The organism is Spirillospora sp. NBC_01491 (genome assembly GCF_036227065.1).
In the GTDB taxonomy this organism is placed as follows: Bacteria; Actinomycetota; Actinomycetes; order Streptosporangiales; family Streptosporangiaceae; genus Spirillospora; species Spirillospora xylanilytica.
The window spans coordinates 7,646,921-7,669,537 of the sequence record NZ_CP109432.1; the positions used below are offsets into that span (position 1 = coordinate 7,646,921).

The 22,617-nt window shown below is 74.7% G+C and carries 20 protein-coding genes and 1 pseudogene; 9 read left to right on the top strand and 12 right to left on the bottom strand.

The window, feature by feature from the left end:
- Nucleotides 1–16 precede the first annotated feature (16 nt).
- Both OHA34_RS35560 and aroF read right to left on the bottom strand, forming a co-directional pair.
- Entirely contained in the window at nt 17–928 is a 912-nt protein-coding gene (locus tag OHA34_RS35560) for a DMT family transporter (RefSeq protein ID WP_285936918.1), read from the bottom strand.
- A gap of 346 nt (nt 929–1,274) precedes the next feature.
- On the bottom strand, nt 1,275–2,315 hold the full coding sequence (gene aroF / locus OHA34_RS35565; RefSeq protein ID WP_285936917.1) for a 3-deoxy-7-phosphoheptulonate synthase: 1,041 nt from the start codon (nt 2,313–2,315) through the stop codon (nt 1,275–1,277).
- A 327-nt stretch (nt 2,316–2,642) separates the two neighbouring features.
- Between aroF and OHA34_RS35570 the strand changes: the two genes are divergently transcribed.
- The 5 genes and pseudogenes from OHA34_RS35570 (at nt 2,643) to OHA34_RS35590 (ending at nt 7,681) form a co-directional block, all read left to right on the top strand.
- Complete coding sequence (locus tag OHA34_RS35570) at nt 2,643–3,266, top strand: sulfite oxidase-like oxidoreductase (protein WP_285936916.1); 624 nt, start codon at nt 2,643–2,645, stop codon at nt 3,264–3,266.
- A 63-nt stretch (nt 3,267–3,329) separates the two neighbouring features.
- Nucleotides 3,330–4,589, top strand: a complete 1,260-nt coding sequence (locus OHA34_RS35575) for a histidine kinase (RefSeq protein ID WP_285936915.1) — start codon at nt 3,330–3,332, stop codon at nt 4,587–4,589.
- Nucleotides 4,590–4,663: 74 nt separating this feature from the next.
- A pseudogene (locus OHA34_RS35580) lies at nt 4,664–5,416 on the top strand (LytR/AlgR family response regulator transcription factor); the annotation flags it as partial.
- A gap of 151 nt (nt 5,417–5,567) precedes the next feature.
- Nucleotides 5,568–5,966: a hypothetical protein gene (locus OHA34_RS35585; RefSeq protein ID WP_285936914.1), complete on the top strand. Its 399-nt coding sequence runs from the start codon at nt 5,568–5,570 to the stop codon at nt 5,964–5,966.
- Between the two features lie 5 nt (nt 5,967–5,971).
- Complete coding sequence (locus tag OHA34_RS35590) at nt 5,972–7,681, top strand: cation acetate symporter (RefSeq protein WP_432763027.1); 1,710 nt, start codon at nt 5,972–5,974, stop codon at nt 7,679–7,681.
- A 509-nt stretch (nt 7,682–8,190) separates the two neighbouring features.
- Here the strand turns inward: OHA34_RS35590 and OHA34_RS35595 are convergent.
- The 6 genes from OHA34_RS35595 to thiO form a co-directional block, all read right to left on the bottom strand.
- Nucleotides 8,191–9,042, bottom strand: a complete 852-nt coding sequence (locus OHA34_RS35595; RefSeq protein ID WP_285936912.1) for a deoxyribonuclease IV — start codon at nt 9,040–9,042, stop codon at nt 8,191–8,193.
- Nucleotides 9,043–9,085: 43 nt separating this feature from the next.
- Entirely contained in the window at nt 9,086–11,059 is a 1,974-nt protein-coding gene (pknB, locus tag OHA34_RS35600) for a Stk1 family PASTA domain-containing Ser/Thr kinase (RefSeq protein ID WP_329520085.1), read from the bottom strand.
- A 110-nt stretch (nt 11,060–11,169) separates the two neighbouring features.
- Nucleotides 11,170–12,258, bottom strand: a complete 1,089-nt coding sequence (locus OHA34_RS35605; protein WP_285936910.1) for a DMT family transporter — start codon at nt 12,256–12,258, stop codon at nt 11,170–11,172.
- 170 nt (nt 12,259–12,428) lie between these two features.
- The gene (locus OHA34_RS35610; RefSeq protein ID WP_285936909.1) at nt 12,429–13,244 is read right to left on the bottom strand and encodes a thiazole synthase; all 816 of its coding nucleotides are present in this window, start codon (nt 13,242–13,244) and stop codon (nt 12,429–12,431) included.
- A 2-nt stretch (nt 13,245–13,246) separates the two neighbouring features.
- Entirely contained in the window at nt 13,247–13,456 is a 210-nt protein-coding gene (gene thiS, locus OHA34_RS35615; protein WP_285936908.1) for a sulfur carrier protein ThiS, read from the bottom strand.
- Complete coding sequence (thiO, locus tag OHA34_RS35620; protein WP_285936907.1) at nt 13,453–14,589, bottom strand: glycine oxidase ThiO; 1,137 nt, start codon at nt 14,587–14,589, stop codon at nt 13,453–13,455. The genes thiS and thiO overlap by 4 nt, the downstream gene beginning before the upstream one ends.
- A 217-nt stretch (nt 14,590–14,806) precedes the next feature.
- Here thiO and OHA34_RS35625 point away from each other — a divergent pair, with 217 nt between their 5' ends.
- The 4 genes from OHA34_RS35625 to OHA34_RS35640 all read left to right on the top strand — a co-directional run bounded on the left by OHA34_RS35625 (nt 14,807) and on the right by OHA34_RS35640 (nt 17,484).
- On the top strand, nt 14,807–16,042 hold the full coding sequence (locus OHA34_RS35625) for an NAD(P)/FAD-dependent oxidoreductase (protein WP_329520086.1): 1,236 nt from the start codon (nt 14,807–14,809) through the stop codon (nt 16,040–16,042).
- An 88-nt stretch (nt 16,043–16,130) separates the two neighbouring features.
- Nucleotides 16,131–16,460, top strand: a complete 330-nt coding sequence (locus OHA34_RS35630) for an Rv2175c family DNA-binding protein (RefSeq protein ID WP_285938554.1) — start codon at nt 16,131–16,133, stop codon at nt 16,458–16,460.
- Nucleotides 16,461–16,586: 126 nt separating this feature from the next.
- Nucleotides 16,587–17,258, top strand: coding sequence for a thiamine phosphate synthase (gene thiE / locus OHA34_RS35635; protein ID WP_285936905.1), 672 nt, complete (start codon nt 16,587–16,589; stop codon nt 17,256–17,258).
- A gap of 64 nt (nt 17,259–17,322) precedes the next feature.
- Entirely contained in the window at nt 17,323–17,484 is a 162-nt protein-coding gene (locus tag OHA34_RS35640; RefSeq protein WP_285936904.1) for a hypothetical protein, read from the top strand.
- 31 nt (nt 17,485–17,515) lie between these two features.
- On the opposite strand, the gene OHA34_RS35645 is transcribed toward OHA34_RS35640, so the two are convergent.
- The 4 genes from OHA34_RS35645 to OHA34_RS35660 all read right to left on the bottom strand — a co-directional run bounded on the left by OHA34_RS35645 (nt 17,516) and on the right by OHA34_RS35660 (nt 22,607).
- Complete coding sequence (locus OHA34_RS35645) at nt 17,516–18,559, bottom strand: serine/threonine-protein kinase (protein WP_285936903.1); 1,044 nt, start codon at nt 18,557–18,559, stop codon at nt 17,516–17,518.
- Between the two features lie 86 nt (nt 18,560–18,645).
- Nucleotides 18,646–20,883 carry a beta-glucosidase family protein gene (locus OHA34_RS35650; protein ID WP_285936902.1) on the bottom strand — a complete coding sequence of 746 codons (2,238 nt, stop codon included), beginning with the start codon at nt 20,881–20,883 and terminating at the stop codon, nt 18,646–18,648.
- Entirely contained in the window at nt 20,883–21,446 is a 564-nt protein-coding gene (locus OHA34_RS35655; RefSeq protein ID WP_285936901.1) for a carboxymuconolactone decarboxylase family protein, read from the bottom strand. The genes OHA34_RS35650 and OHA34_RS35655 overlap by 1 nt, the downstream gene beginning before the upstream one ends.
- 108 nt (nt 21,447–21,554) lie before the next feature.
- Nucleotides 21,555–22,607 carry a polyprenyl synthetase family protein gene (locus OHA34_RS35660; protein WP_329520087.1) on the bottom strand — a complete coding sequence of 351 codons (1,053 nt, stop codon included), beginning with the start codon at nt 22,605–22,607 and terminating at the stop codon, nt 21,555–21,557.
- Nucleotides 22,608–22,617 lie beyond the last annotated feature (10 nt).

The following is a 22,617-nucleotide window of genomic DNA, read 5'->3' on the forward strand; positions in this document are numbered from 1 at the left end:
GGTTCAGACCAATTTCTCAGACGACCAGCACGACCAGGCTCGCGGCCAGCAGCGCGAGCCCGCCGGCGGCGAGCCCGCCCAGATCCTCGCCGAGCAGCGTCAGCCCGATGAGCGCCGCGACGGCGGGCTCGGCGAGCGTCAGCGTCGTCGCGGTGGCGGCCGGCGTGGTGCGCAGCCCCCGGGCGAACAGCGTGTACGCCAGGGCGATGGTGAGCACCCCGAGGTAGCAGGTGATCAGCAGCCCCGTCCCGGCCAGGATCCAGCCGGGGGCCAGCACGAACAGCGCGGGGGCCAGCAGCAGCGCCGCGCCCCCGAACAGCGCGCCGGTGACCGCCCGCGGCTCCTCGCCCCCGGCGATCAGCCGCGAGGTGATCGTGGTGTACACGGCGTAGACCAGCCCGCACAGCAGGGCGAGCAGCACGCCGACCGGGTCGGCGCCCGATCCGCCGCCCCCGCCCACGAGCAGCGCGCACCCGGCCACCGCGCCCACCGTGGACGCGAGCCAGCGGCGGGACAGGCCCGTCCGCGCGATCAGCCCGGTGAAGGCCGGCGCGCAGCCGAGCGCGACGACGGTCGCGACCGCGACCCCCGTCCGGGCGAGCGCCGCGTAGTAGGCGGTCTGGTAGAGCGCGGCGCAGACCGCGCCCACGGCGAGCATCGCCCTGGTGCGGCCGTCCCTGGCCAGCATCGCCCGCAGGCCGCGCCCGCGGGAGGTGAGGGCCGCGAGGGAGAACAGCAGCAGGCCGCCGACCACCATCCGGACGGACGAGACCCCGACGGTGGACGCCCCGCCCGGCGCCAGGGTGGAGACGGGGCCCGCGGTGCCCCACAGGAAGGCGGCGGCGAGGATCTCGGCGCTGCCGCCCGGACGGGCGCCGCCGGCGCGGCGGGTCGAAAGGGTGGTGCGTTGCTTGAGAGAAGTGCGCACGGACACGGAGTACCGCTCCTGAGGCTCGAATCGGAAGGAAGGATCATCCGGATTCGGGGCGCAGGAGAACACGGCCGGGGCGGATGCCCGCACCGGGCCGGGAGGAACTCAGGGAGTGGTGCCGCGCCCCGTCAGGAGCGGGGCGGCCCACAGTTCGCGGTCCAATACGTCATATTCCGGACCCTAGCAGCCGCCGTGACCGGACGGCCCGCGCGGGCGGGCGGTCACGGCGGCCGGACGGGGACGACCGCGCAGGCCGCCGCCGAGCGGGAGCGGGCGGGGCGGCGACGGCCGGGCGGGGACGACCGGGCGGGACGGTCGGAGCGGAGCGGTCAAACGGGCTCGGTCAGGCGGGGACGCCGTCGGGGGCCTCGGTGAGTGCGCGGCCGACGATGGGCGGCAGCTCGCGCACCAGCTTGGCCAGCTCGCGCAGGTCGCCGTCGACCAGGGCCTGGGGGCCGTCGCACAGCGCGGTCTCCGGGTGCGGGTGCACGTCGATGATCACGCCGTCCGCGCCGACCGCGATGCCCGCCCTGGTCAGCGGCAGCACCAGGTCGCGGCTGCCCCCCGAGTGCGACGGGTCGACGATCACCGGCAGGTGGGACAGCCGCTGCGCGACCGGCACCGCCGAGATGTCCAGGGTGTTGCGGGTGGCCCGCTCGAAGGTGCGGATGCCGCGCTCGCACAGCACGATGTCGAGGTTGCCGCGCTGCGCGATGTACTCGGCCGACATCAGCCATTCCTCGATGGTGCCGCTCATCCCGCGCTTCAGCATGACCGGCTTGCCGGCCTCGCCCGCCGCCTGGAGCAGCGCGAAGTTCTGCGTGTTGCGGGTGCCGATCTGCAACATGTCGGCGTAGGAGGCGACCAGCTCGACGTCGGCGGCGTTCACCACCTCGGTGACGATCGGCAGCCCGGTCTCGGCCCGCACGTCGGCGAGGATCCGCAGCCCGGCCTCGCCGAGCCCCTGGAAGGCGTACGGCGAGGTGCGCGGCTTGAACGCGCCGCCGCGCAGCAGCGTGGCGCCCGCGGCCTGCGCCATCTGCGCGGCCTGGAGGGTCTGCTCGGGGGTCTCCACCGCGCACGGCCCGGCGATCAGGGTCATCGTGCCGGGCCCGATCGGGACTCCGCCGACCCGCACCACCGAGCGCTCGCCGTGGTTCTCCCGGCTCACCAGCTTGTAGGGCGCCGAGATGCGGACCACGTCGCTGACCCCGCGCAGCCCGCGCAGGTTGAGCGAGCCGAACTGCTGGACGTCCCCGACCAGGCCGACGATGGTGCGCTCCACCCCGCGGCTGACGAAGGCGTCGCCCCCCGCCGTCTCGACCAGTGAGACGACGCCCTTGATATCTGCCTCGGTGGCCCCCGGGGCCATGACGACGACCATGTTGCTGCCTCTCCTCATCCTGCGGGCGTCCGGCGGACCCCCGTGAAGAACCCCTGAAACGACGAAAAGCCCCGGGCCATCGCGGCCCGGGGCTTCTCGCCTTGTGGTCTGTCAGCGCATCGTCTGGCAGACCAGCCTCCCGGGCCGGTCGTACCAAAAGAAATAAACGACGGTGCGCATGGAAGAGAGAGTAGCCGATCGGGCGACCACCTGGGGTGCCCGTCCCTGTTCCGTCCGAATGGCGGACATTGCGACGCCGCGGCGGCGCCCTCCGGCCCGCACCCCGAATATGGCTCAGCTCACGTCGGATGGCAGGATGGCCGCGTCATGTCCCACCCCGATCAGCCCTCATCAGAGCCAAGGGCGTTGCCGCCCGGTCAGTACGTTCCCCGCGGCTGGCCGGTGCTGCACTACGGCCCGGTCCCCAAGTTCCGCCCCAAGACCTGGGACTTCCGCGTCTTCGGCGCCACCGAGTCGGGCGGGCAGTACGCCTGGACGTGGGACGAGTTCGAGGCCCTGCCGCGGATCAAGGCCGTCGCCGACTTCCACTGCGTGACCAAGTTCACCATCCCGGGCAACGAGTGGGAGGGCGTGGCTGGCTCGGCGATCATCGAGCTGGCGCCGCCCGAGCCGGACGCCACGCACGTGATGGTGTGGGCGGAGTACGGCTACAGCGCCAACATCCGGATGGCCGACTTCCTGGCCGAGGGGACCATGTTCGCCACCCACCGCGACGGCGAGCGGCTCAGCCCCGACCACGGCTTCCCCATCCGCATCGTCGTGCCGCACCTGTACGCGTGGAAGAGCGTCAAGTGGGTCCGCGCGATCGAGTACCTGGTCAAGGACCGGCGCGGCTTCTGGGAGGAGCGCGGCTACCACAACGTGGCCGATCCGTGGCAGGAGCAGCGCTACTCCTATCAGGAGGACGACGGCGAGGCCCCGCCGCTGTGACACGCCTGTCCGGCAGCGCGAATCCACTGCGCCGGGACGGGGCGGCCATTACCGTGAGTCGTCATGGTCATACCGCCTGTTTCGGGGGTCGTGGCCGGCGCCGTGCTCTCGGGCGCCGTCGCGGGCTGCTGCGTTCTGCGCCGCTGGCTCCCGTCCCGCCGGCGCGGGTTCGGGACGCCGGCCGACGAGGCCACGTTCGCGACCCTGCACCTGATCTCGCGCGCGTCGCCGTCCCTGCGCGCCGGGCTGACCCAGGACTCCGCGCGCAAGGCCGCGCGGCACCTGCGGTCGCTGCTCGGCGCCGAGGCGGTCGCGCTGGTGAGCGCGGATCCCGCCGATCCGGCCGATCCCGCCGGCCTGCTGGTCTGGGACGGGGCGGGCGAGGCCCGGCACGCCGCGTCCGCGCTGATCCACGCACAGCAGGTGCTGGCCACCGGACGGCCCCGGGTGGTGAACCCCGACCTGCTCGCCTGCGATGACCCGCTGTGCCGGATCAAGGTCGCCACGGTCGCGCCGCTGGCGGTCGAGGGACGGGTCGAGGGGGTGCTCGCGGCGTACGGCCCCGGCATGTCCACCTCACGGGTGCGGGCCGTGGGGGAGGTGGCCAAGTGGGTGTCCAGCCAGCTCGAGCTCGCCGAGCTGGACTCCTCGCGGGCCCGGCTCGCCGAGGCCGAGATGCGGGCGCTGCGGGCGCAGATCTCGCCGCACTTCGTCTACAACTCGCTGACCACGATCGCCTCGTTCGTCCGCACCGACCCCGAGCGGGCCCGGGAGCTGCTGCTCGACTTCGCCGACTTCGCGCGCTACTCCTTCCGCAACCCGCGCGACTTCACCACCCTCGCCGACGAGCTGCGCTCCATCGACCGCTACCTACTGCTGGAACGGGCCCGTTTCGGCGAGCGGCTCCAGTTCAGCGTGGAGGTCGCTCCGGAGGTGCTGCCGGTCGCGGTGCCGTTCCTGTCGCTCCAGCCGCTGGTCGAGAACGCGATCCGGCACGGGATGGAGGGCGCGCGCACCCCGTTCCACATCAAGATCGTGGCCCGCGACTCCGGCGCAGAGGCGGCGATCAGCGTGGAGGACGACGGGGTGGGGATGGAGCCCGAGCGGCTGGCGGAGATCCTCTCGGCCGGGGGCGCGGGGCGCGACCGGCGCGGCGGCGCGGGCACCGGCGCCGGGGCGGGCATCGGGCTCGCGAACGTGGACGAGCGCATGCGGCAGGTGTACGGGGACGAGTACGGGCTGACCGTCGAGACCGCGCCGGGCGCGGGCGCCAAGGTGAGCCTGCGGGTGCCGAAGTACCGTCCGGGGGTCTTTCCGGACTGACACCTCCGCCCCGGCATTGTGCTCACATTGTGATTCTGATTGCGGACGGACGGTAATCGCGACAGGGTCCTCGTATGCTGCGCGTGCTGGCCGTCGACGATGAACTTCCCGCCCTCGAGGAGCTGTCCTTCCTGCTCAGGGAGGATCCGCGGATCGGGCAGGTCTCCGGCGCCCGGGAGGCCGCCGAGGCGCTGCGCGACCTGTCCCGGATGCTGGTCGCGGGCGAGCGGCTCGACGCGGTCTTCCTCGACATCCGCATGCCCGGCCTGGACGGCCTGGACTTCACCCGGCTGCTGACCGGGTTCGCGGCGCCGCCGCACGTGGTGTTCGTGACCGCGCACGACGACTGCGCCGTCGCCGCGTACGAGCTCGGGGCGCTGGACTACCTGCTCAAGCCGGTCCGCCGGGAGCGGCTCGCCGAAGCCGTCCGGCGGGTCGACGAGGCGGTGCACCGGCCCGCCCACGGGGGGGACGGCGCGGCGCCGGAGCGTCCGCCCGAGGACGAGACGATCCCGGTCGAGCTGGGCGGACGCACCCGGCTGGTGTCGCGCCGGGCGGTCTCGCACGTGGAGGCCCAGGGCGACTACGTGCGGTTGCACACGGCCGAGGGCAGCTACCTGGTCCGGATGCCGCTGGCCGCGCTCGCCCGGCGCTGGGAGGAGGCCGGGTTCATCCGGATCCACCGCAGCACGCTCGTCGCGTCCGCACACATCACCGAGCTCCGCTTCGACGGGGGCCGCGCCGCCGTCCAGATCGGGGACGAGTTGCTCCCGGTAAGCCGCCGCCACACGCGCGAGGTGCGCGACCTGCTCGTCCGCCGGTTCCGCCACAACGACCAGGGCGGCGACGAGCATCTCCGCGGCACGGGCCCCGGCACCGGCGAGCACACGGACGGCGACCGCGACCGCGAGCCCGACCGTGAGCGCGAGCCCGGCCGTGAGCGTGAGCGCGACGGGGGGCGGCGGCCCGGGGAGCACGGTGAATGAGGACCGGCGGGTCGCGGTGTCGAGCGTGCGCACCCACCGGGCGCGGTCGGTGGCCTCCGGGACCGTCCCGCCGCCCGGCGACGGCTGGAGCATCGCCGACGACCTGGACGAGCAGACCGAGCTCGGCGCCCTGTTCGCGCGGGCGCTCGTCCGCGCGCAGCTCCGCGCCGCCGCGGCCACCGTCGCGATCGTCGCCGGCGTGGTCGCGGGGCTGCCGCTGCTGCTGGACGTGACGCCCGCGCTCTGCCGGGCCCGGCTGCACGGTGTGCCGGTGTCCTGGCTCGTGCTGGCGCTCGGCATCCAGCCGGTCTGGGTGCTCACCGGGGCCCGGCACGTCCGGCGGGCCGAGCGGATCGAACGGGACTTCGTCCGGCTGGTCGGCCGGCCGTGATCGTGATGGCGGTGGCGGCCTCGCTCATCGCGCTGGTCGCCGTGCTCGGCATGATGACCGTCCTCGGCTCGTACGGGCGGCGCACCACCCAGACCACCTCCGACTTCCTGGTGGCCTCCCGCGGCGTCACCCCGCTGTGGAACGCCACGGCGATCGGCGGCGAGTACATCTCGGCCGCCGCGTTCCTCGGCAGCGCCGGGCTGGTGCTGGCCTACGGCGCGGACATGCTGTGGCTGCCGATCGGCGCGACCGCCGGGTACGTCCTGCTGCTCGCCCTGGTCACCGCGCCGCTGCGCCGCTCGGGCGCCTACACCATCTCCGACTTCGCCGAATGGCGGCTCGGCTCGCGCGCGGTGCGCTGGATCGTCACCGCGTGCGTCTGCTTCATCGGCTGGTTCTACCTGCTGCCGCAGTTCCGGGGCGCGGGCATCACGCTGCGGGTGCTGACCGGCGCGCCGGTCTGGATCGGCTGGGCGCTGGTGGTCGGCGTGTCCGCCGCCCTGGTGACGTCGGGCGGCATGCGCAACGTCACCGCGGTCCAGGCCGTGCAGTTCTGGGTGAAGCTGGTCGCGATGGCGGTGCCCGCGGTGGCGCTGCTGTCGCTGTGGCACCTGGACGGCGCCGCCGACCCGACCGGCGACCGGCTGCCCGGATTCGGCCGCGCCACCACCGTCCGGGTCGAGACCGGGGTGGCGGTGCGGATGCCCGCGGCCGTCCTGGTGGCGGCGCGGGGCGTGGTGGACGGCGCGGCCTACGACGGCGACCGGGTGGCGCTGGACCCGGGCCGGCACTCGCTGAGCGCGGGCACCGAGCTCGCCTTCCCCGCGGGCGCGACGGTGCCGCACGTCGAACGGCTGCCCGCGCAGGACGGCGACACCTGGGCCATGCCGTTCGGACGCGGCGAGGACCACGGGCTGTATGCGACGTACTCGGCGCTGCTGGCCGTCCTCCTCGGGACCATGGGGCTGCCCCACATCCTGATGCGCTTCTACACCAACTCCTGCGGACGGGCCGCGCGCCGGACCGCCGCGATGGTGCCGGCGCTGCTGTCGCTGTTCTACGTGTTCCCGATCCTGTACGGGGCGCTCGGCCGCCTCTACACGCCCGAGCTGCTCATGACCGGCGACACCGATGCGACGATCCTCATGCTGCCGCAGCGCCTCGCGCCGGGCGCCGTGGGCGCGATGCTGACCGGGCTGATCGCAGCGGGCGCGTTCGCCGCGTTCATCTCCACCTCCTGCGGGCTGGTGGTGGCGATCGCCGGCACCGCCTCGCAGTGCCTGAACGGGCGCGGCGGCATCACCGCCTTCCGCCTGGGGGTGGTGTTCGCGCTCGCGGTCCCGCTGACCATGGTCTCCCGGGTCGGCCAGGAGAGCGCGGGCGCGCTGGTCGCGCTGGCGCTGGGCATCTCGGCGTGCTCGCTGTGCCCGCTGCTGGTGCTGGGCATCTGGTGGCGCGGCCTGACCCCGGCCGGGGCCGGGGCCGGGCTGGTCCTGGGCGGCGGCCTGGCCGTCGTGGCGGGCCTGGCGCGGCTGCTCGGCCGGACCCTGCACGGCTGGCCGGCGATGGTGCTGGCGCAGCCGGCGATGGTCGTCGCGCCGCTGTCGTTCGCGGTGATGGTCGCGGTGTCGCTGCTGACGCGGCGGCGGATCCCGCGCCGCGCCGACCGCGCGATGGCGCGGCTGCACCTTCCCGAGGACGTGGTGACCCGATGACGGACCGTACGCGGCCGGGGCCGGAGTCTGTGGACCGTTCCCGTGGCGGGCCGGCGACCGCTCGTCCCGCCGGACCGACCGCTCACCGTACGACTACGCAACGTACAGCGCTGACTACGCACCGTTGGTCGAGGGTGGCGTTTCCACCCCCCGGAGGCGGTGGCATGACCTCTAGTGTTCTCAGTGGCACCACACGCACCACCGCTTCGGGGGAGCGGGCGGCGGCAGGGCGGATCGACGCCCGCCGGCGCGAAGACCCCGACAAGAGCACATCTGGAGATCCGGCGCACGCGAGTCGTCCGCCGGGTCGTAAGTCGCCGGATCCCGTACCGGGGGGGTGGGATCCGGCGACCAGCAGCTCGGGCGCTGCTGGACAGTCGGGGGGTTGTCCAGCAGCGTCCGAGCTCTTTTTTACGCATGACACCGCCGCGGCCCGTCCGAGAGGGACGGGCCGCGGCGGGCGTACGAGAGGCCCCGGGCCTGGGGGTGGGAGAGCCCGGCCCCGGGCCTCAGCCGTCGCGGAGGCGCTTGAGGGCGTCGATGTCGGCGCGGTGCGGCTCGGCGCTCCGTCCGGGCGTCTCGATCACGAACGGCACGCCCGCCACCGCGGGGTGCCGGAACAGCGCGGCGAACGGCTTCTCGCCGATCTGCCCGGCGCCGATGTTCTCGTGCCGGTCCTTGGCCGAGCCGCAGGCGTCCTTGGAGTCGTTGGCGTGGATCAGCTTGAGCCGCCCCTCGCCGACGGTGGCGGTGAGCGCGTCCATGGTCTCCTGGACGCCGTCCGGCGCGGCCAGGTCGTGCCCGGCGGCGAAGGCGTGGCAGGTGTCGAAGCACACCCCGAGCTTGGGGTGGTGCTCCAGCCGTTCGAAGAACGGGCCGAGGTCCTGCACCTTGGCGCACAGCATGGCGCCCTGCCCGGCCATCGGCTCCAGCAGCAGGTCGGGCCCGTCGTCCGGGATCTCCTCCAGGAGCGGCAGCACGTGCTCGTGCACCTGCGCCATGGCCTCGTCGTAGGTCTGGCTGACCGCCGACCCGGTGTGCACGACGACGCCGCGGGCGCCGATGGCGTGGCCGCGCAGCAGCGAGTGCCGGACGGTCCGCAGCGACTTGGCGAGGGTCTCCTCGCTGGGCGAGCCGAAGTTGACCAGGTACGGGGCGTGCACGTAGACGGGGACGTCGTCGCGCTCGCGGAGCCTGGCGTCCTCGGCGGGCTTGCCCTCGGGCAGGGCCCAGCCGCGCGGGTTGGACACGAACACCTGGATCGTCTCGGCGCCGATCTCGGCGGCGTACTTCAGGCCGCCCGTGGCGATGCCCCCGGCCACCGGGACGTGGCCCCCCACGGGGCTGTGCGTTGAGGTCATAGTCGGCACAGCCTAGCCGCCCGCCCCGACAGGATCGGACAGGTCAGGGGCCCCGGACGAGGGTGACGGTGGAGCCGCGCGGGGCCTCGCCGCCCCCCGGCGTCTGCAACCGCACGGTGTTGCCGCCGAACCCGGTGACGTTGACCTGGAAGCCGGAGCTCTCCAGCGCCTTGCGGGCCTCCTGGACCTTCTGCCCGACCGTGTTGGGCACCGGCACGGCGGCGGCGCCCCCGCCGTCGTCGTCGCAGCCGAGCTGGATCGGGCCCGCGTCGAAGGCGCAGTTGCGCTTGCTGACCACCAGGGTGACCTTGTCGCCGCGGGACACCCCCGTGCCCGGCTGCGGGTCCTGGCTCAGCACCACGTTGGGCGGCTTGCCGCCGCCGTCGCGTTTGTCGACCTTGACGTCCAGGCCCATCGAGCGCAGCCGGTTGGCCGCCTCGTCGCCGTTGGTGTCGATCAGGCCGGGCATCGACATGCCGGTGCTGACCACCAGGTCGACCGGCTCGTCGGGCGACTGCTGCTCGCCGGCCGGGGGATCGGTGCGGACGACCAGGTCCTTGCCGACGGTCTGCGAGGCCGCGGTGCTGGTGCGGCCGACGGTGAAGCCCTCCTTCTCGAGGGCCCGCCTGGCGTCGTCGGCCGACTTGCCGCCGACGTCGGGCACGTCCTTCGGGGCGCGGCCCTTGGACGGGGTCAGCGTGACGGTCTGCCCCTTGGCGACCCGCGCCCCGGCCGGGGGATCGGACTTGACGACCTCGCCCTTGCGGACCCGGTCGCTGAAGACCTTGCCGGCGACCCGCACCTCGAGGCCGCCGCCCTCGAGCTGCTCGCGGGCGTCGGCCAGCCGCATCCCGACGATCTGCTCGGGGACGTGGTCGTACTGGCCGGAGGTCTGGTACCAGATCGCCCAGCCGAGGATGACCGCCGCGATCGCGCCGATGGCGATGAGCACGTACTTGCCGGTGGCCGCGCCGAGCATCCGGTCGCCGGTGCCGCGCGGCGGTGGCGGCGCGGTCCCGCCCGGCGGGCCGTACGCGGCCGACGGGGCGTACGCGGCCGACGGGTCGAACACCGCGGTGCGGGCCCCGCCGCCGGCCAGGGTCGGGGCCGGGGCCTCCAGCACCGCGGTCGCGTTGTGGGACGCCTCCTCGAGGCGCTGGTCGAGGTCGGGCGCCAGCCCGCCGTGCACCTCGGCCACCTCGGCGAGGAACTGGTTGGCGTCCTGGGGACGGTGCGCGGGGTCCTTCGCCGTCGCGCGGGTGACCAGCGCGTCGACCTGCGGCGGCAGCCCCGGGACGGCCGTGGACGGCGCCGGGACGACCTCGTTGACGTGCTTGAAGGCCACCGACAGGGGGCTCTCGCCCCGGTGCGGCAGGTAGCCGGTGAGCAGCTCGAAGAGCAGCACCCCGGCCGCGTAGACGTCGGACCGCACGTCGGCGTTGCCCGAGGTCACCTGCTCGGGCGACAGGTAGCCGACGGTGCCGATGATCAGCCCGGTCTTGGTCATCTTGCTCGCCGACTCGGCCCGCGCCAGCCCGAAGTCGGCCACCTTGACCTGGCCGTCCCGGGTGATCAGCACGTTCTCCGGCTTGACGTCGCGGTGCACCAGGCCGCCGCGGTGGGCGGCGCCGAGCGCGGCCAGTACCGGCTGCATGACCTCCAGCGCGGCGCGCGGGCCGAGCCGGCCCCGCTCGGCGAGCAGGTCGCGCAGCGTGCGGCCCGGGACGTACTCCATCACCAGGAAGACGTGCTCGCCGTCGGTGCGCTGGTCGTAGACCGCGACCACGTTGGGATGGGAGAGCGCCGCCGCGGCCTTGGCCTCGCCGATGAAGCGGGCGACGAAGTCGTCGTCGGAGGCGAGCCCCGGATGCATCACCTTGATGGCGACGACCCGGTCGAGCCTGATGTCGCGGGCCACGTACACGGTGGCCATGCCGCCGCGGGCGATCCGGGACTCAATGCGGTAGCGCCCGTCGAGCACCCGCCCGACGAGTGGATCAGCAACCGTCGTGTCCATCAGAGCGAGTTTAAAGGTGAATCCAACCGGATCTCATCAGCCGGGAGTATGAGCATCGGCGAGTCTCGGTATTTCCGGTACCGCGCGCGTGACCTGGCGACTCCCGAGTGTCACCGGACCGTTCCCGTTCTCCCCGGGGCCGGGGCGGTCCCCGAGGGCGTGCCGCTCCGCCGGGCGGCGCCGGGGTCCGGGGAAGGGACGGTCTCCACGTGCGGGACGGGCTCCGGCGCGGCGGCGCGGCGGCGGGAGCCGCGGGAGACCGCGACTCCGGCCAGGCAGAGCAGGCCGCCCGCGAGCGTGACCGTGCCGGGGATCTCGCCGAGCGCCGCCCACGACATCAGCACCACCAGGGCCGGGACGGCGTAGGTGGTGGCGCCCATCCGTCCGGCCGAGGTGCGCGCCAGCGCGTACGCCCAGGTGGTGAACGCCAGCGCGGTCGGGAAGACGCCCAGGTAGACCATGTTGAGCGTTGCGCCCGCCGGGGCGTCCGCGAGCTCGGTCACCAGCCGTCCGGAGAACGGGAGGCAGGCGACGGCGCCGACCGCGCAGCCGAACGTGGTGACCTGGAGCGCCGAGGCGTGCCGCAGCGCGGGCTTCTGCGCGACCACCCCGGTCGCGTAGGACACGGCGGCGGCCACGCACAGCAGCACGCCCATGATCGACGAGCTGCCCGACCCGGACATCGACAGGCCGACCACCACCGCGCCGCCGAACGACACCGCCATCCCGGCGAGCAGGCGGCGCGGGAAGCCCTCGCGCAGGAGCCACCCGCCGAGCAGCGCGACCAGCAGGGGGCCGATGTTGACGACCATGGCGGCGGTGCCCGCGTCCACCTGCTGCTCGCCCCAGTTCAGCACGACCATGTAGACGCCGAACCAGACCAGGCCCGACACCAGGATGCCCGGCCACGCGGCGCGCGGCGGCAGGCCCTCGCGGCGCACCGCGCAGATGAGGCCGAGGACGGCCGTGCCCGCCAGCAGCCGCCCGAGGGCGAGCGGGCCCGGCCCGAACTCGGCCCCGGCGCTGCGGATCGACACGAACGCCGACGCCCACAGCACCACGGTCACCGCCGCCGCGGCGACGGCCCGCCGGTCCAGCCCCGGCCTGCCCGCACCGGGTTCGTCCAGGTGGGGTGCGGCGGTGCGGGACCCGGCGGCGGGCCCCTCCGCGACCGGACTCCCGGCCTTGATCGGCTTCATGGTCACGCACCTTAGGACGGGGTCATTTCGATGAAGGTCGAAGCGAGCACCGCGGCGGCGAGGGCGTGCGGTGGTGGGCGTGCGGTTCAGTGTGCCGCCGCCCACCGTTCAGGTCCAGCGAGTACTTCTTCAGTGGAAACTTTAGTTCTGCTTCACTGTCGGGTGGACGGTCAGCCCCCTGTGCCGATCCCCTCGAACGGCGACGACGCCTGGGCGTAGCGGCGCATCGGGATGCGCCCGGCGAGCCGGGCCAGCCGTCCGCCCTCGACGGCGTGCCGCATGGCGGCGGCCATCCGGGCGGGGGACTGGGCGCGGGTGACCGCCGTCGCCAGCAGCACCGCGTCGCAGCCCAGCTCCATCGCCAGGGCGGCGTCGCTGGCGGTGCCGAGACCGGCGTCCAGGATGACCGGCACCCCGGCGCCCTCCACGATCAGCTCGATGTTGTGCGGGTTGCGGATGCCGAGCCCGGAGCCGATCGGGGACCCGAGCGGCATCACCGCGGCGCAGCCGATCTGCTCCAGCCGGCGGGCCAGCACCGGGTCGTCGCTGGTGTAGGGCAGCACCGTGAAGCCGTCGCCGACGAGCTGCTCGGCCGCCTCCACCAGCTCGATCGGGTCGGGCAGCAGGGTGCGCTCGTCGGCGATCACCTCCAGCTTGACCCAGGAGGTGCCGAGCGCCTCGCGGGCGAGCTTGGCGGTCAGCACGGCCTCCCCGGCGGTGAAGCACCCCGCGGTGTTGGGCAGCACCCGGATGCCGCACTCGCGCAGCACGTCGAGCACCGAGCCGCGCGCGGACGGGTCGACGCGGCGCATCGCGACCGTGGTGAGCCCGGTCCCGGACGCGATCAGCGCCTCGCGCAGCACCGCCATGCTCGGCGCGCCCCCGGTCCCCATGATCAGCCGTGAGCCGAGCTCCTCGCCCGCGATGACCAGCCGTCCGCCGTCCGCCGTGTCCGCCTGGTTCGCGGTGTCGTTCACGCTGTCCACGCTCATCCTCCCTGCACGGCGGTCAGCACTTCGAGCCGATCCGCCTCGTTCAGCGTCGTCGCGTCCCATGCCGAGCGCCGCACGACCTCGTCGTTGAGCGCCGCGGCGATACCGGCCCCGGGCTGAGCGGCGCCGGTGACGGCCGCGACCGCCTCGGCCACGCTGCTGCCCGCGGGCAGCTCGCGCGGCTCGCCGTTGACCATGATCCTCATGCCCCGCTCCTCGCGCCCGCGCCGTCGAACCGGCCGGGGGCGAACGGCCGGGCCAGCTCCGGGACGGTCCCGTCCACGAGCATCTCGGCCAGCAGGTCGGCGCTGACCGGGGTCAGCAGGATCCCGTTGCGGAAGTGCCCGGTGCCGAGATGGAGGCCGGGAAGCGCGGTCGGCCCGAGCAGTGGCGCGTTGTCGGGCGAGCCGGGCCGCAGCCCGGCGGAGACCTCGGCGAACTCCAGCTCGGTGACGCCGGGCAGCAGCTCGCGGGCGTCGCGCAGCAGCTCCCAGAGCCCGCCGGCGGTGACCCGGGTGTCGAAGCCCAGCTCCTCCTGGGTCGCGCCGATCACGATCTCGCCGTCCGTGCGCGGCACCAGGTAGACGGACGAGCCCCGCACCAGCCCGCGGGTGGCGCGGCGCAGGAACGGGACCGCGGTGCGGAGCCGGATGACCTGGCCCTTGACCGGGCGGACCGGTGGGACGACCCCGGGCGGCAGCCCCCCGATGTCGCCCGACCACGGCCCGGCCGCCAGCAGCACCCGGTCGGCGCGCAGCTCGGTACCGTCGTCCAGGCGCACGCCGGTGGCGGCGTCGCCCTCGACGATCACCGAGGCGGCGCGGCGGCGGACCGGCCGCACCCCCAGCCGCTCGCCGGCGGCCAGCAGCGCCGGGGCCAGCCGGCGCGGGTCGATCGAGCCGTCCGCGGGGGCGAGCAGCCCGCCGCGCACCCCCGGGGCCAGCATCGGCTCGGCCCGGCGGCACTCGCGGCCGGTGAGCGCCTCGGCGGGGATGCCGAGCGACTCCTGGAACCGGCGCAGCTCGTCCAGGTGCTTGAGGTCGTCGGCGTCGAAGGCGACCTCGAGGATGCCGTCGGCGCGGTAGCCGGTGCCGAGGCCGCTCGCCTCCTCCAGTTCGGCCGCGAACGCGGCGTAGCGGTCGCGGGAGGCCAGGCCGAGGCGGAGCAGCGGCTCCTCGCCGTAGGTCAGCTCGCTGACCGGGGTGAGCATCCCTGCCGCGACCGAGGAGGCCCCGCTCGCCGGGGCCGGGTCGACCAGCGTCACGCCGGCCCCCCGGGCGGCGGCCCGCCACGCCGTGGCCAGGCCGATGACCCCGGCACCAATGATCACGATGTCCATCGCGCTCCCTTCGCCGGCATGATCCGGATCAGGTCCTGCGGTCGGCGGCCCGTGTGGCGCCCCGCCCTCCGGCGGGACGGCCGGTAGCCGCCCTCTCAGCCCGGTCGTGCCGGACTCCCGCGCTTTGTCGGACTCCACCCTACGGCCGCCGCGGCGTGGCCAGTTGTCTGGACACCCGTCTGGTTACGCTCCGGCCGGGCCGGTTAGGGTGACCGTCATGGACAGGGTGATCATTGTGGGCGGCGGGCTGGCCGGCGTGCGCGCCGCGGAGGCTCTGCGGAGCAAGGGCCACGAGGGCGGGCTGACCCTCGTCGCGGCCGAACCGCACCGTCCCTACGACCGGCCGCCGCTGTCGAAGGCGGTGCTGGCGGGCGACCGCGACGACACCACGATCGACACCGGCTGGTCGGCGTCCGGCGGCGACCTGCTGCTCGGCGAGCGCGCCACCGCGCTCCGGCTGGACGCCCCGGGCGCGGGCGGGACGGTCGCGACCACCGCCGGCGACCTGCCGTTCGACGGGCTGGTCATCGCGACCGGCGCCGTCCCGGTCACGCTGCCGGGCGAGGGCCGCCAGCACGTGCTGCGGACCATCGAGGACGCCCGCGACCTGCGCGAACGCCTTGTCCCCGGCGCCCGGATCGTGATCGTCGGGGCCGGCTGGATCGGCGCCGAGGTCGCCACCGCCGCCGCCCGCCGGGGCTGCTCGGTGATCGTGGCCGAGGCCGCCGACACCCCGCTGGCCAACGCGATCGGCCCGGAGGTGGGCGCGCTCACCGCCCCCTGGTACGCCGAGGCGGGGGTCGAGCTGCGGACCGGGGTCAAGGTCGCCGCGGTCGACGGCGGCGGCCTCGCGCTCGCGGGCGGCGGCCGGATCGACGCCGACGAGGTCGTGGTCGGCGTCGGCGTCCGGCCGGACCTCGGCTGGCTGGAGGGCTCCGGCCTGCTGATCGAACGCGGCGTCGTCACCGACGCGTCCTTCCGCACGTTCACCGCGTCCGGCGGCGGCACCCCCGACGAGGGGCCGGGCACCGTCCGTCCCGACGTCGTCGCGGTCGGCGACTGCGCCGCCTGGTGGTCGCGGCGGTACGGGCGGCGGCTGCTCGTCGAGCACTGGGACGCCGCGCTGAACGCCCCCGAGGTGGCCGCCGCGACCCTCCTCGGCCAGGACGCCACCTACGACACCGCCCCCTACTTCTGGTCCGAGCAGTTCGGCCGCATGGTGCAGTACGCCGGGAACCACGCCGGATCCGAGCGGCTCGTGCGGCGCGGCGACCCGGCGGGCCCGAGGTGGGCGGTCGCGTGGATCACCGGCGACCGGCTCGACGCCGTCCTCACCGTTGATCGTCCCCGTGACCTCGTGCAGGCCAGGCGCGTGATCGCCGCGGGGACCCCGATCGACCCCGTGCTGCTCGCCGATCCGGAGGTACCGGTGCGCCAGGCGGTGCGGCCGTGATGGTTTGAGTGCTCCGGCGGCGTGGTAGCAAGGGGGCGTGACGACGCACGCAACCGTGGACAGCGCCCTCGACCCCCGCACCGACGCCATGGCCGGCGAATGGCTCGCTCTGGAGGAGGCCGCGAGGCGCCTCGAGACCACGCCCAACAGGACCAAGCAGCTCATCAGCGAGCGCAAGCTCCTCGCGATCCGCCGGGATGGGAACCCGATGGTGCCCGCCGCGTTCATCAAGGACGGGCAGGTGATCAAGGGGCTGTCCGGCACGCTGACGCTGCTGTCGGACGCCGGCTTCGACGAGGGCGAGACGGTGCGCTGGCTGTTCACCGCCGACGACACCCTCCCGGGCACCCCGGTCGAGGCGCTCGCCGAGAATCGGGGCACCGAGGTCCGCCGCCGCGCCCAGGCCATGGCCTTCTGACGCCGGACCCGCCGGCACCGCACCGAAAGCGCACGTGACAGGATCGCGGGGTCACGCGCGACGGGCTCGTCCCGCCGTGTGGCCCCGCTTTTCCGTGCTTGCCCTGGAAAGGAACCGGTCCCCATCGTGTCCAGGCACCTGGTCTCCGATCGCGCCGTCGCGCTCCGCGCCCGGCTCAGCCGAGCCCGCCTCTACCTCTGCACCGACGCCCGGGAGCGGCAGGGCGACCTGCCCGCCTTCCTGGACGCGGCCCTGTCGGGCGGGGTCGACCTCGTCCAGCTCCGGCAGAAGGGCCTGGAGGCGCGGCAGGAGATGGAGTACCTGGAGGTCTTCCGCGAGGCGTGCGCGCGGCACGGTGCGCTGCTGGCCGTGAACGACCGGGCCGACATCGCGCACGTCGTGCAGGCCGACGTCCTGCACCTGGGCCAGGACGACCTGCCGGTCCAGGACGCCCGCGCCATCGTGGGCGAGGACGTGCTGATCGGCCGCTCCACCCATTCCGCCGAGCAGGCGGACGCCGCCGAGGCCGAGCCGGGCGCCGACTACTTCTGCGTGGGCCCGGTGTGGCCGACCCCGACCAAGCCGGGCCGCGCCGCCCCCGGCCCCGGGCTGCTGGAGCACGTGGCCGCCCACCGCGAGCTGCGCCCCTGGTTCGCCATCGGCGGCATCGACCTCGGCAACCTCGACCGCGTCCTCGCGGCGGGCGCCCGCCGCGTCGTGGTCGTCCGCGCGATCACCGAGGCGGACGACCCGGCCGCCGCCGCGGCCGAGTTCGCCCGCCGCCTCGCCGCCGCCTGACCCCGTCCCGCGCGCCCGGCCCCTGGATGGCCGGGGCGCCGCCGCCATGGCCGACAATGGACTCATGAGCGTGGGACCCGACGACGACCGGCCGGTGGATCTCGGCGATGACCTGGAGATCCTCCCGGACCAGACCTCCGACGACACCGACTCCGGCTGGGGCGAGTGGCGAGGCGGCGAGGACGACGACGCCCGGTTGATCAACGAGAGACCGCCGCACTGGTGAGCGAATGCGTCCCCAGGTGAGTGCTGGTGAGTCAGATGAGGACGCCGAGGGCGAAGCCCAGGGCGACGACGCCTACCAGGGCGAGCATCATTCGCCAGCGGTAACCGGGGATGCGGGTGGGGCGGGGCTGGGGGGCGGGGCCGTGGCCTTCGCGGAGGGCCCGGACGAGCTGGCGGGCCGTGGGGCGCGCGGCGGGGTTCTTGTCGAGGCAGCGGGCGGTCAGGTCGCGCAGGGGGCCCTCCATGTCGCCGAGGTCGGGGCGGCGTGAGGTGACCCGGCGCATGACGGCGGTGGCCGATCCGGTGCCGAAGGGCGGGTGGCCGGTGGCGGCGAACACCATCGTGGCGCCCCAGGCGAAGACGTCGGCGGGCGGCCCGACGGGTTCGTCCTCGATCTGCTCGGGCGCCATGTAGGCGGGCGGGCCGGTCGGGGCGGCGTGGGTGGTGCCCGCGGCGCCGAAGTCGACGACCTTGGCGCCGTCGGGGGCCAGCAGCACGCTGCCGGGGTTGAAGGCGCGGTGGACGATGCCGGCCCGGTGGATCGCGGCGAGCGCCCCGGCGGTGCGGAGCGCGACCTTGCGCATCTGCGGCCCGCCGAGGGGGCCGTGGTCGTCCACGGTGTCGTGGAGGGAGGGGCCCTCGACGTACTCGCTGACGATGTAGGGGTGGTCGCCGGTCATGTCGGCGTCCAGGACGCGGGCGGTGTTGCGGCCGGCGACCTGGAGGGCGGCGTCGGCCTCCCGGGCCAGTCCGGTGCGGGCGCGGGGGCCCTCGGTGCCGTCGGGCAGGAGCTTGACGGTCACCAGCTCGCCGTCCTGGGCGCGGCCGAGGTACACCGAGTCGCGGGTGCCGTCGCCGAGCCGTCCGAGCAGGGAGTAGTCGCCCACGTGGTGCGGGTCGTCGGGGCCGAGCGGCCGTTCGGGGCCGAGCGGCTGTTCGGGACGCCGCCCGGCGCGGGCGGGCGCCGCGTGGGCCGGGCCCGTCCGGGCGGTGCCGGGACGGGCCGTGCCGGTACGGGACGGCGCGGAGTGCGGTGGACGGGGGGTCGTCCTCCCGCGGGAGGGATCGTGCGGCACTGGGGGCTCCGACTCGGCGGGGGACGGACGAAGATTGCCTCATTTGTACCGTGTACTAGCGCTGATCGGCAGCGGAACCACCGATCTTAGCCGCAGGGGGCGCCCCCGCGCGAGAGGGTGCCGGTCTTCGCGATCTCGCGGGAGGAGCCGCCGACCATGATCTTGTAGCAGCCCGGGGCGACCTTCCAGGCGTCCGCGCCGGTGTCCCAGTAGGCCAGGGAGCGCGCCGTCAGCGGGAAGGTGATCCGGCTGCTCCGCCCTGGTGCCAGGGTGACCTTGGCGTGTCCCTTGAGCTGTTTGGGCGGCTGCGGCACACCGGCTCCCGGTGACGGCAGCCCGAGGTAGAGCTGCGGGACCGCGACGCCCGTCCGCGCGCCGGTGTTGGTGACCGTGACCTCCACGCTTCCGGACCGTACGGACAGGTTGCTGTATCCGAACCGCGTGTAGGACAGCCCGTGCCCGAACGGGAAGCGCGGCGCGATGCCCTTGGCGTCGTAGTGCCGGTAGCCGACCAGCGGGCCCTCGGAGAACGTCACCGTCTTGCCGACGCCCGGGTACTGCGCCGGGTTCCCGGCGGCGGGCGCGTCGTTCTCGGCGGCGGGGAAGGTCACCGGGAGCCTGCCGCCCGGGTCCACGTCCCCGTACAGCACGCGGGCGAGGGCGTTCCCGGCCTGCTGGCCCGGGTACCACGCCTCGACGATCGCGCGGACGCGCCCGGCCCACGGGGTCAGCACCGGCCCGCCCGTCTCCAGCACCACGATCGTGTCGGGGTTGGCGCCGGCGACCTCGGAGATCAGCGCGTCCTGGTCGCCGCGGAGCGGGTCGCCGCACTGGAGTGTCAGGCACGACTTGTCGAAGAACTCGCCCTGGGCGTCGGTGGCGAAGACGATCGCGACCTCGGCCTTGCGGGCCGCCGCGACCGCCGCGCCCCGGTCGCCGCCGTCGGTGTGGGTGATCGTCGTCCCGGCCCCGGCCCGGCGGGTGATGCCGTCGCGGGGCGTGACCGCGCTGAACGGCTCGACCTTGGCCGACCCCGTCCCGGTCGGGTTCGCCTGCGCGGCCCGGCCGATCAGCGCGATCGACTTCGGCGCCTTCAGCGGCAGCGCGCCGCCGTCGTTCTTCAGCAGCGTGATGCCGCCCTCGGCGAGCTCCCGGGCGGCGGTCTCGCTCGCGGTGCGGTCGATCCGGGTGAGGTCGTTCGGGTACTCGGGACGGTCGAACACCCCGAACGCGAACATCGTCCGCAGCACGTTGCGGACGTGCCCCTCGATCGTCGCGCGCGTCACCTTCTTCTGCGCGACCGCCAGCTTGAGCAGGAACGCGTTGTACTTCATCCCGATCGGCAGCTCCATGTCGAGCCCGCCGTTGGCCGCCTCGGCGGGGTCCTGCGCGGCCGTGTGGTCGGACGGGACGAAGCCGGTGAAGCCCCACTCCCGGCGCAGGATCCGGTCCAGGACGGTGCCGTCCTGGCAGGCCCAGCGCCCGTTCAGCCTGCCGAACCCGCACATCACGGTGGCCGCTCTGCCGCTCTTGACGGCGGCCTCGAACGGCGGGAGGTAGATCTCGCGGAGGGTGCGCTCGTCGACCCGCATGTCGAGCGCCATCCGGTCGGTCTCCTGGGTGTAGACGGCCAGGTGCTTCACCGAGGCCATCACGCCCTGCGCCTGCGCGCCGCCGATCCAGGACGCGCCGAGGCCCGCCGACAGGTAGGGGTCCTCGCCGAAGCCCTCGAACGTCCGGCCGGCGCGCGGGGTGCGCAGCACGTCCACGGTCGGGCCGAAGACCACGTCGTTGCCGCGGTGCCTGGCCTCCCAGCCGACCGTCCCGCCGTAGCGGCGCGCGGCGTCGTCGTCGAACCCGGCGGCCAGCGCGATCGGTGCGGGCAGCGCGGTGGCCTTGCCCTGGCGGACGCCGGCGGGGCCGTCGGCCATGAAGAGCGGCGGGACGCCGAGGCGCGGGATCCCGTTGCCGGTGTCGGCGTGGGCGGTCTCGAAGAAGCCGCCGAGCGGGCCGCCCAGCGGGTCGTCGGCGGCCAGGAGCGAGATCTTCTCGTCGTCGGTCAGCGCGGCCATGAGCAGCGCCGTCCGCTGGTCGGGGCTCAGCGCGGTCCTGCACCACGGTCGCTGCGCGGGCTCGCCGCAGCGCTCGGGGGAGGGGGCCCGGCCGCCCGTGAGGGCCTGGACGGCCGTGAGGCCCCGCGCGGACGTGTCCTGGACGGGCGCGGCCCCCGTGGGCGTCGCCAGGGCGGTCAGCGGCAGGACGGCCAGCACCGCGGCGGCCGTCAGGTTCCGCATCGCCGATGCCCGGCGTCCGGCGCGGGCCATCAGCCCTCCTCCGCTTCGGGCTGCACGCGCAGGGCGTTCAGCGTGAAGGCGACCATGTGGTAGTGGCCGATCAGCATCACCAGCTCGATCAGCTCCCGCTCGCCGAAGTGCCCGGCCAGGTCCGCCCAGGCGGCGTCGCCGAGGGTGCCGCGCGTGTGCAGCTCGTCGGCGGCGGCCAGGACCGCGCGGTCCACCGCGTCCCAGGGGTGCCCGTCCAGGCCGGTCCGCAGCGCGGCGATCTCGGCCTCGGTGAGGCCCGCGGCCAGCCCGAGCCCGTGGTGGTGGCTCCACTCGTAGTCGCAGGACCGGTGGTGCGCGGTGCGCAGGATCGCCAGCTCGCGGGCCCGCCCGCTCAGCGTGCCCCTCATCAGCAGCGTCGACCCGAAGCCGATCCAGGACCGGAACAGGTCGGGGTGGCGGCCGAGGGTGGTGAAGAGGTTGAGCGGCCCGGTGGAGGCGACCACCGCCCTCAGCGTGTCGTCCCACTCGGCCTCGGGAAGCGGGGGGACGCGCGGCGTGCGCGCGGCGTGGTCGCCGGGCGTCGCGGTGTTCTCGGCGGGCATGGCGACATTTCTGCCACCAAATGGTGGGACAGTTCTACCCCGGGTGGGGCATTTGGCCACATCGTGCCACTTGTGTCACACCGGTGAACCCGCAGGCGGGGTCCGGTGTCAGGAGAGGCGGGCGGTGGCGGCGACCGCGAGGTCGGCCAGCGCCGCGCGGGCGTCCGGGGCGATCGGCGCGGACTCCAGGGCCGCCGCGGCTTCGGCCGTGTAGCGCTCGATCATGGCCTCGCAGGCCGCCAGTCCGCCGGTCTCCTCGATGATCTGGCGGAGCGCGTCGACGCCGGCGAGGTCCAGCCGGGGGTCGCCGAGCCGCCGCTCCAGCGCCGCCGCCTGCACCCGGTCCGCGCGCTCGGCGGTCAGCGCGACCAGCACCGTCCGCTTGCCCTCGCGCAGGTCGTCCCCGGCGGGCTTGCCGGTCTCGGCGGGATCGCCGAACACGCCGAGGACGTCGTCGCGGAGCTGGAAGGCGATGCCGAGCGGCAGCCCGTACCCGCTCAGCGCGACCGGGACCTCCGGGGTGGCCCCGGCGAGCGCGGCGCCGAGGTGCAGGGGCCGCTCGATGGTGTACTTGGCGCTCTTGTACTCCACCACGCGCAGGGCCGTCTCGACGCTGCCGGGGCCGCGGGTGCCCTCCAGCATGTCGAGGTACTGGCCGCACATCACCTCGGTGCGCATCAGCTCGTACACCGTGCGGGCGGCGCCGAGCCGGTCGGCGTCCAGGCCGCTCGACTCGAACATCTCGCCGGACCACGCCAGGCACAGGTCGCCGAGCAGGATCGCGGTGCCCTCGCCGAACCGGCCGGCGGCGCCGGGCCAGTCGTTCTCCCGGTGCATGGCCTCGAACCTGCGGTGCACGGACGGCCGGCCGCGGCGGGTGTCGCTGGAGTCCATCACGTCGTCGTGGATCAGGGCGCTCGCCTGGAGCAGCTCCAGGGACGCCGCCGCGGTCGCGATGCCGGGGTCGGCGCCGCCTCCGGCGCCGCGCCATCCCCAGTAGCAGAACAGCGGGCGCAGCCGCTTGCCCCCGCTCAGCAGCTCGTCGAGAGCCGTGACCAGCGGACTCAGGTCCGGGCTGATGGCCAGCAGCCCGGGGCGCTGCCGGTCGACGAAGGCCAGCAGGGCTTCGTTGATCTCCTTGCGGACACGGCTCGTCGACATGCCGTGATCG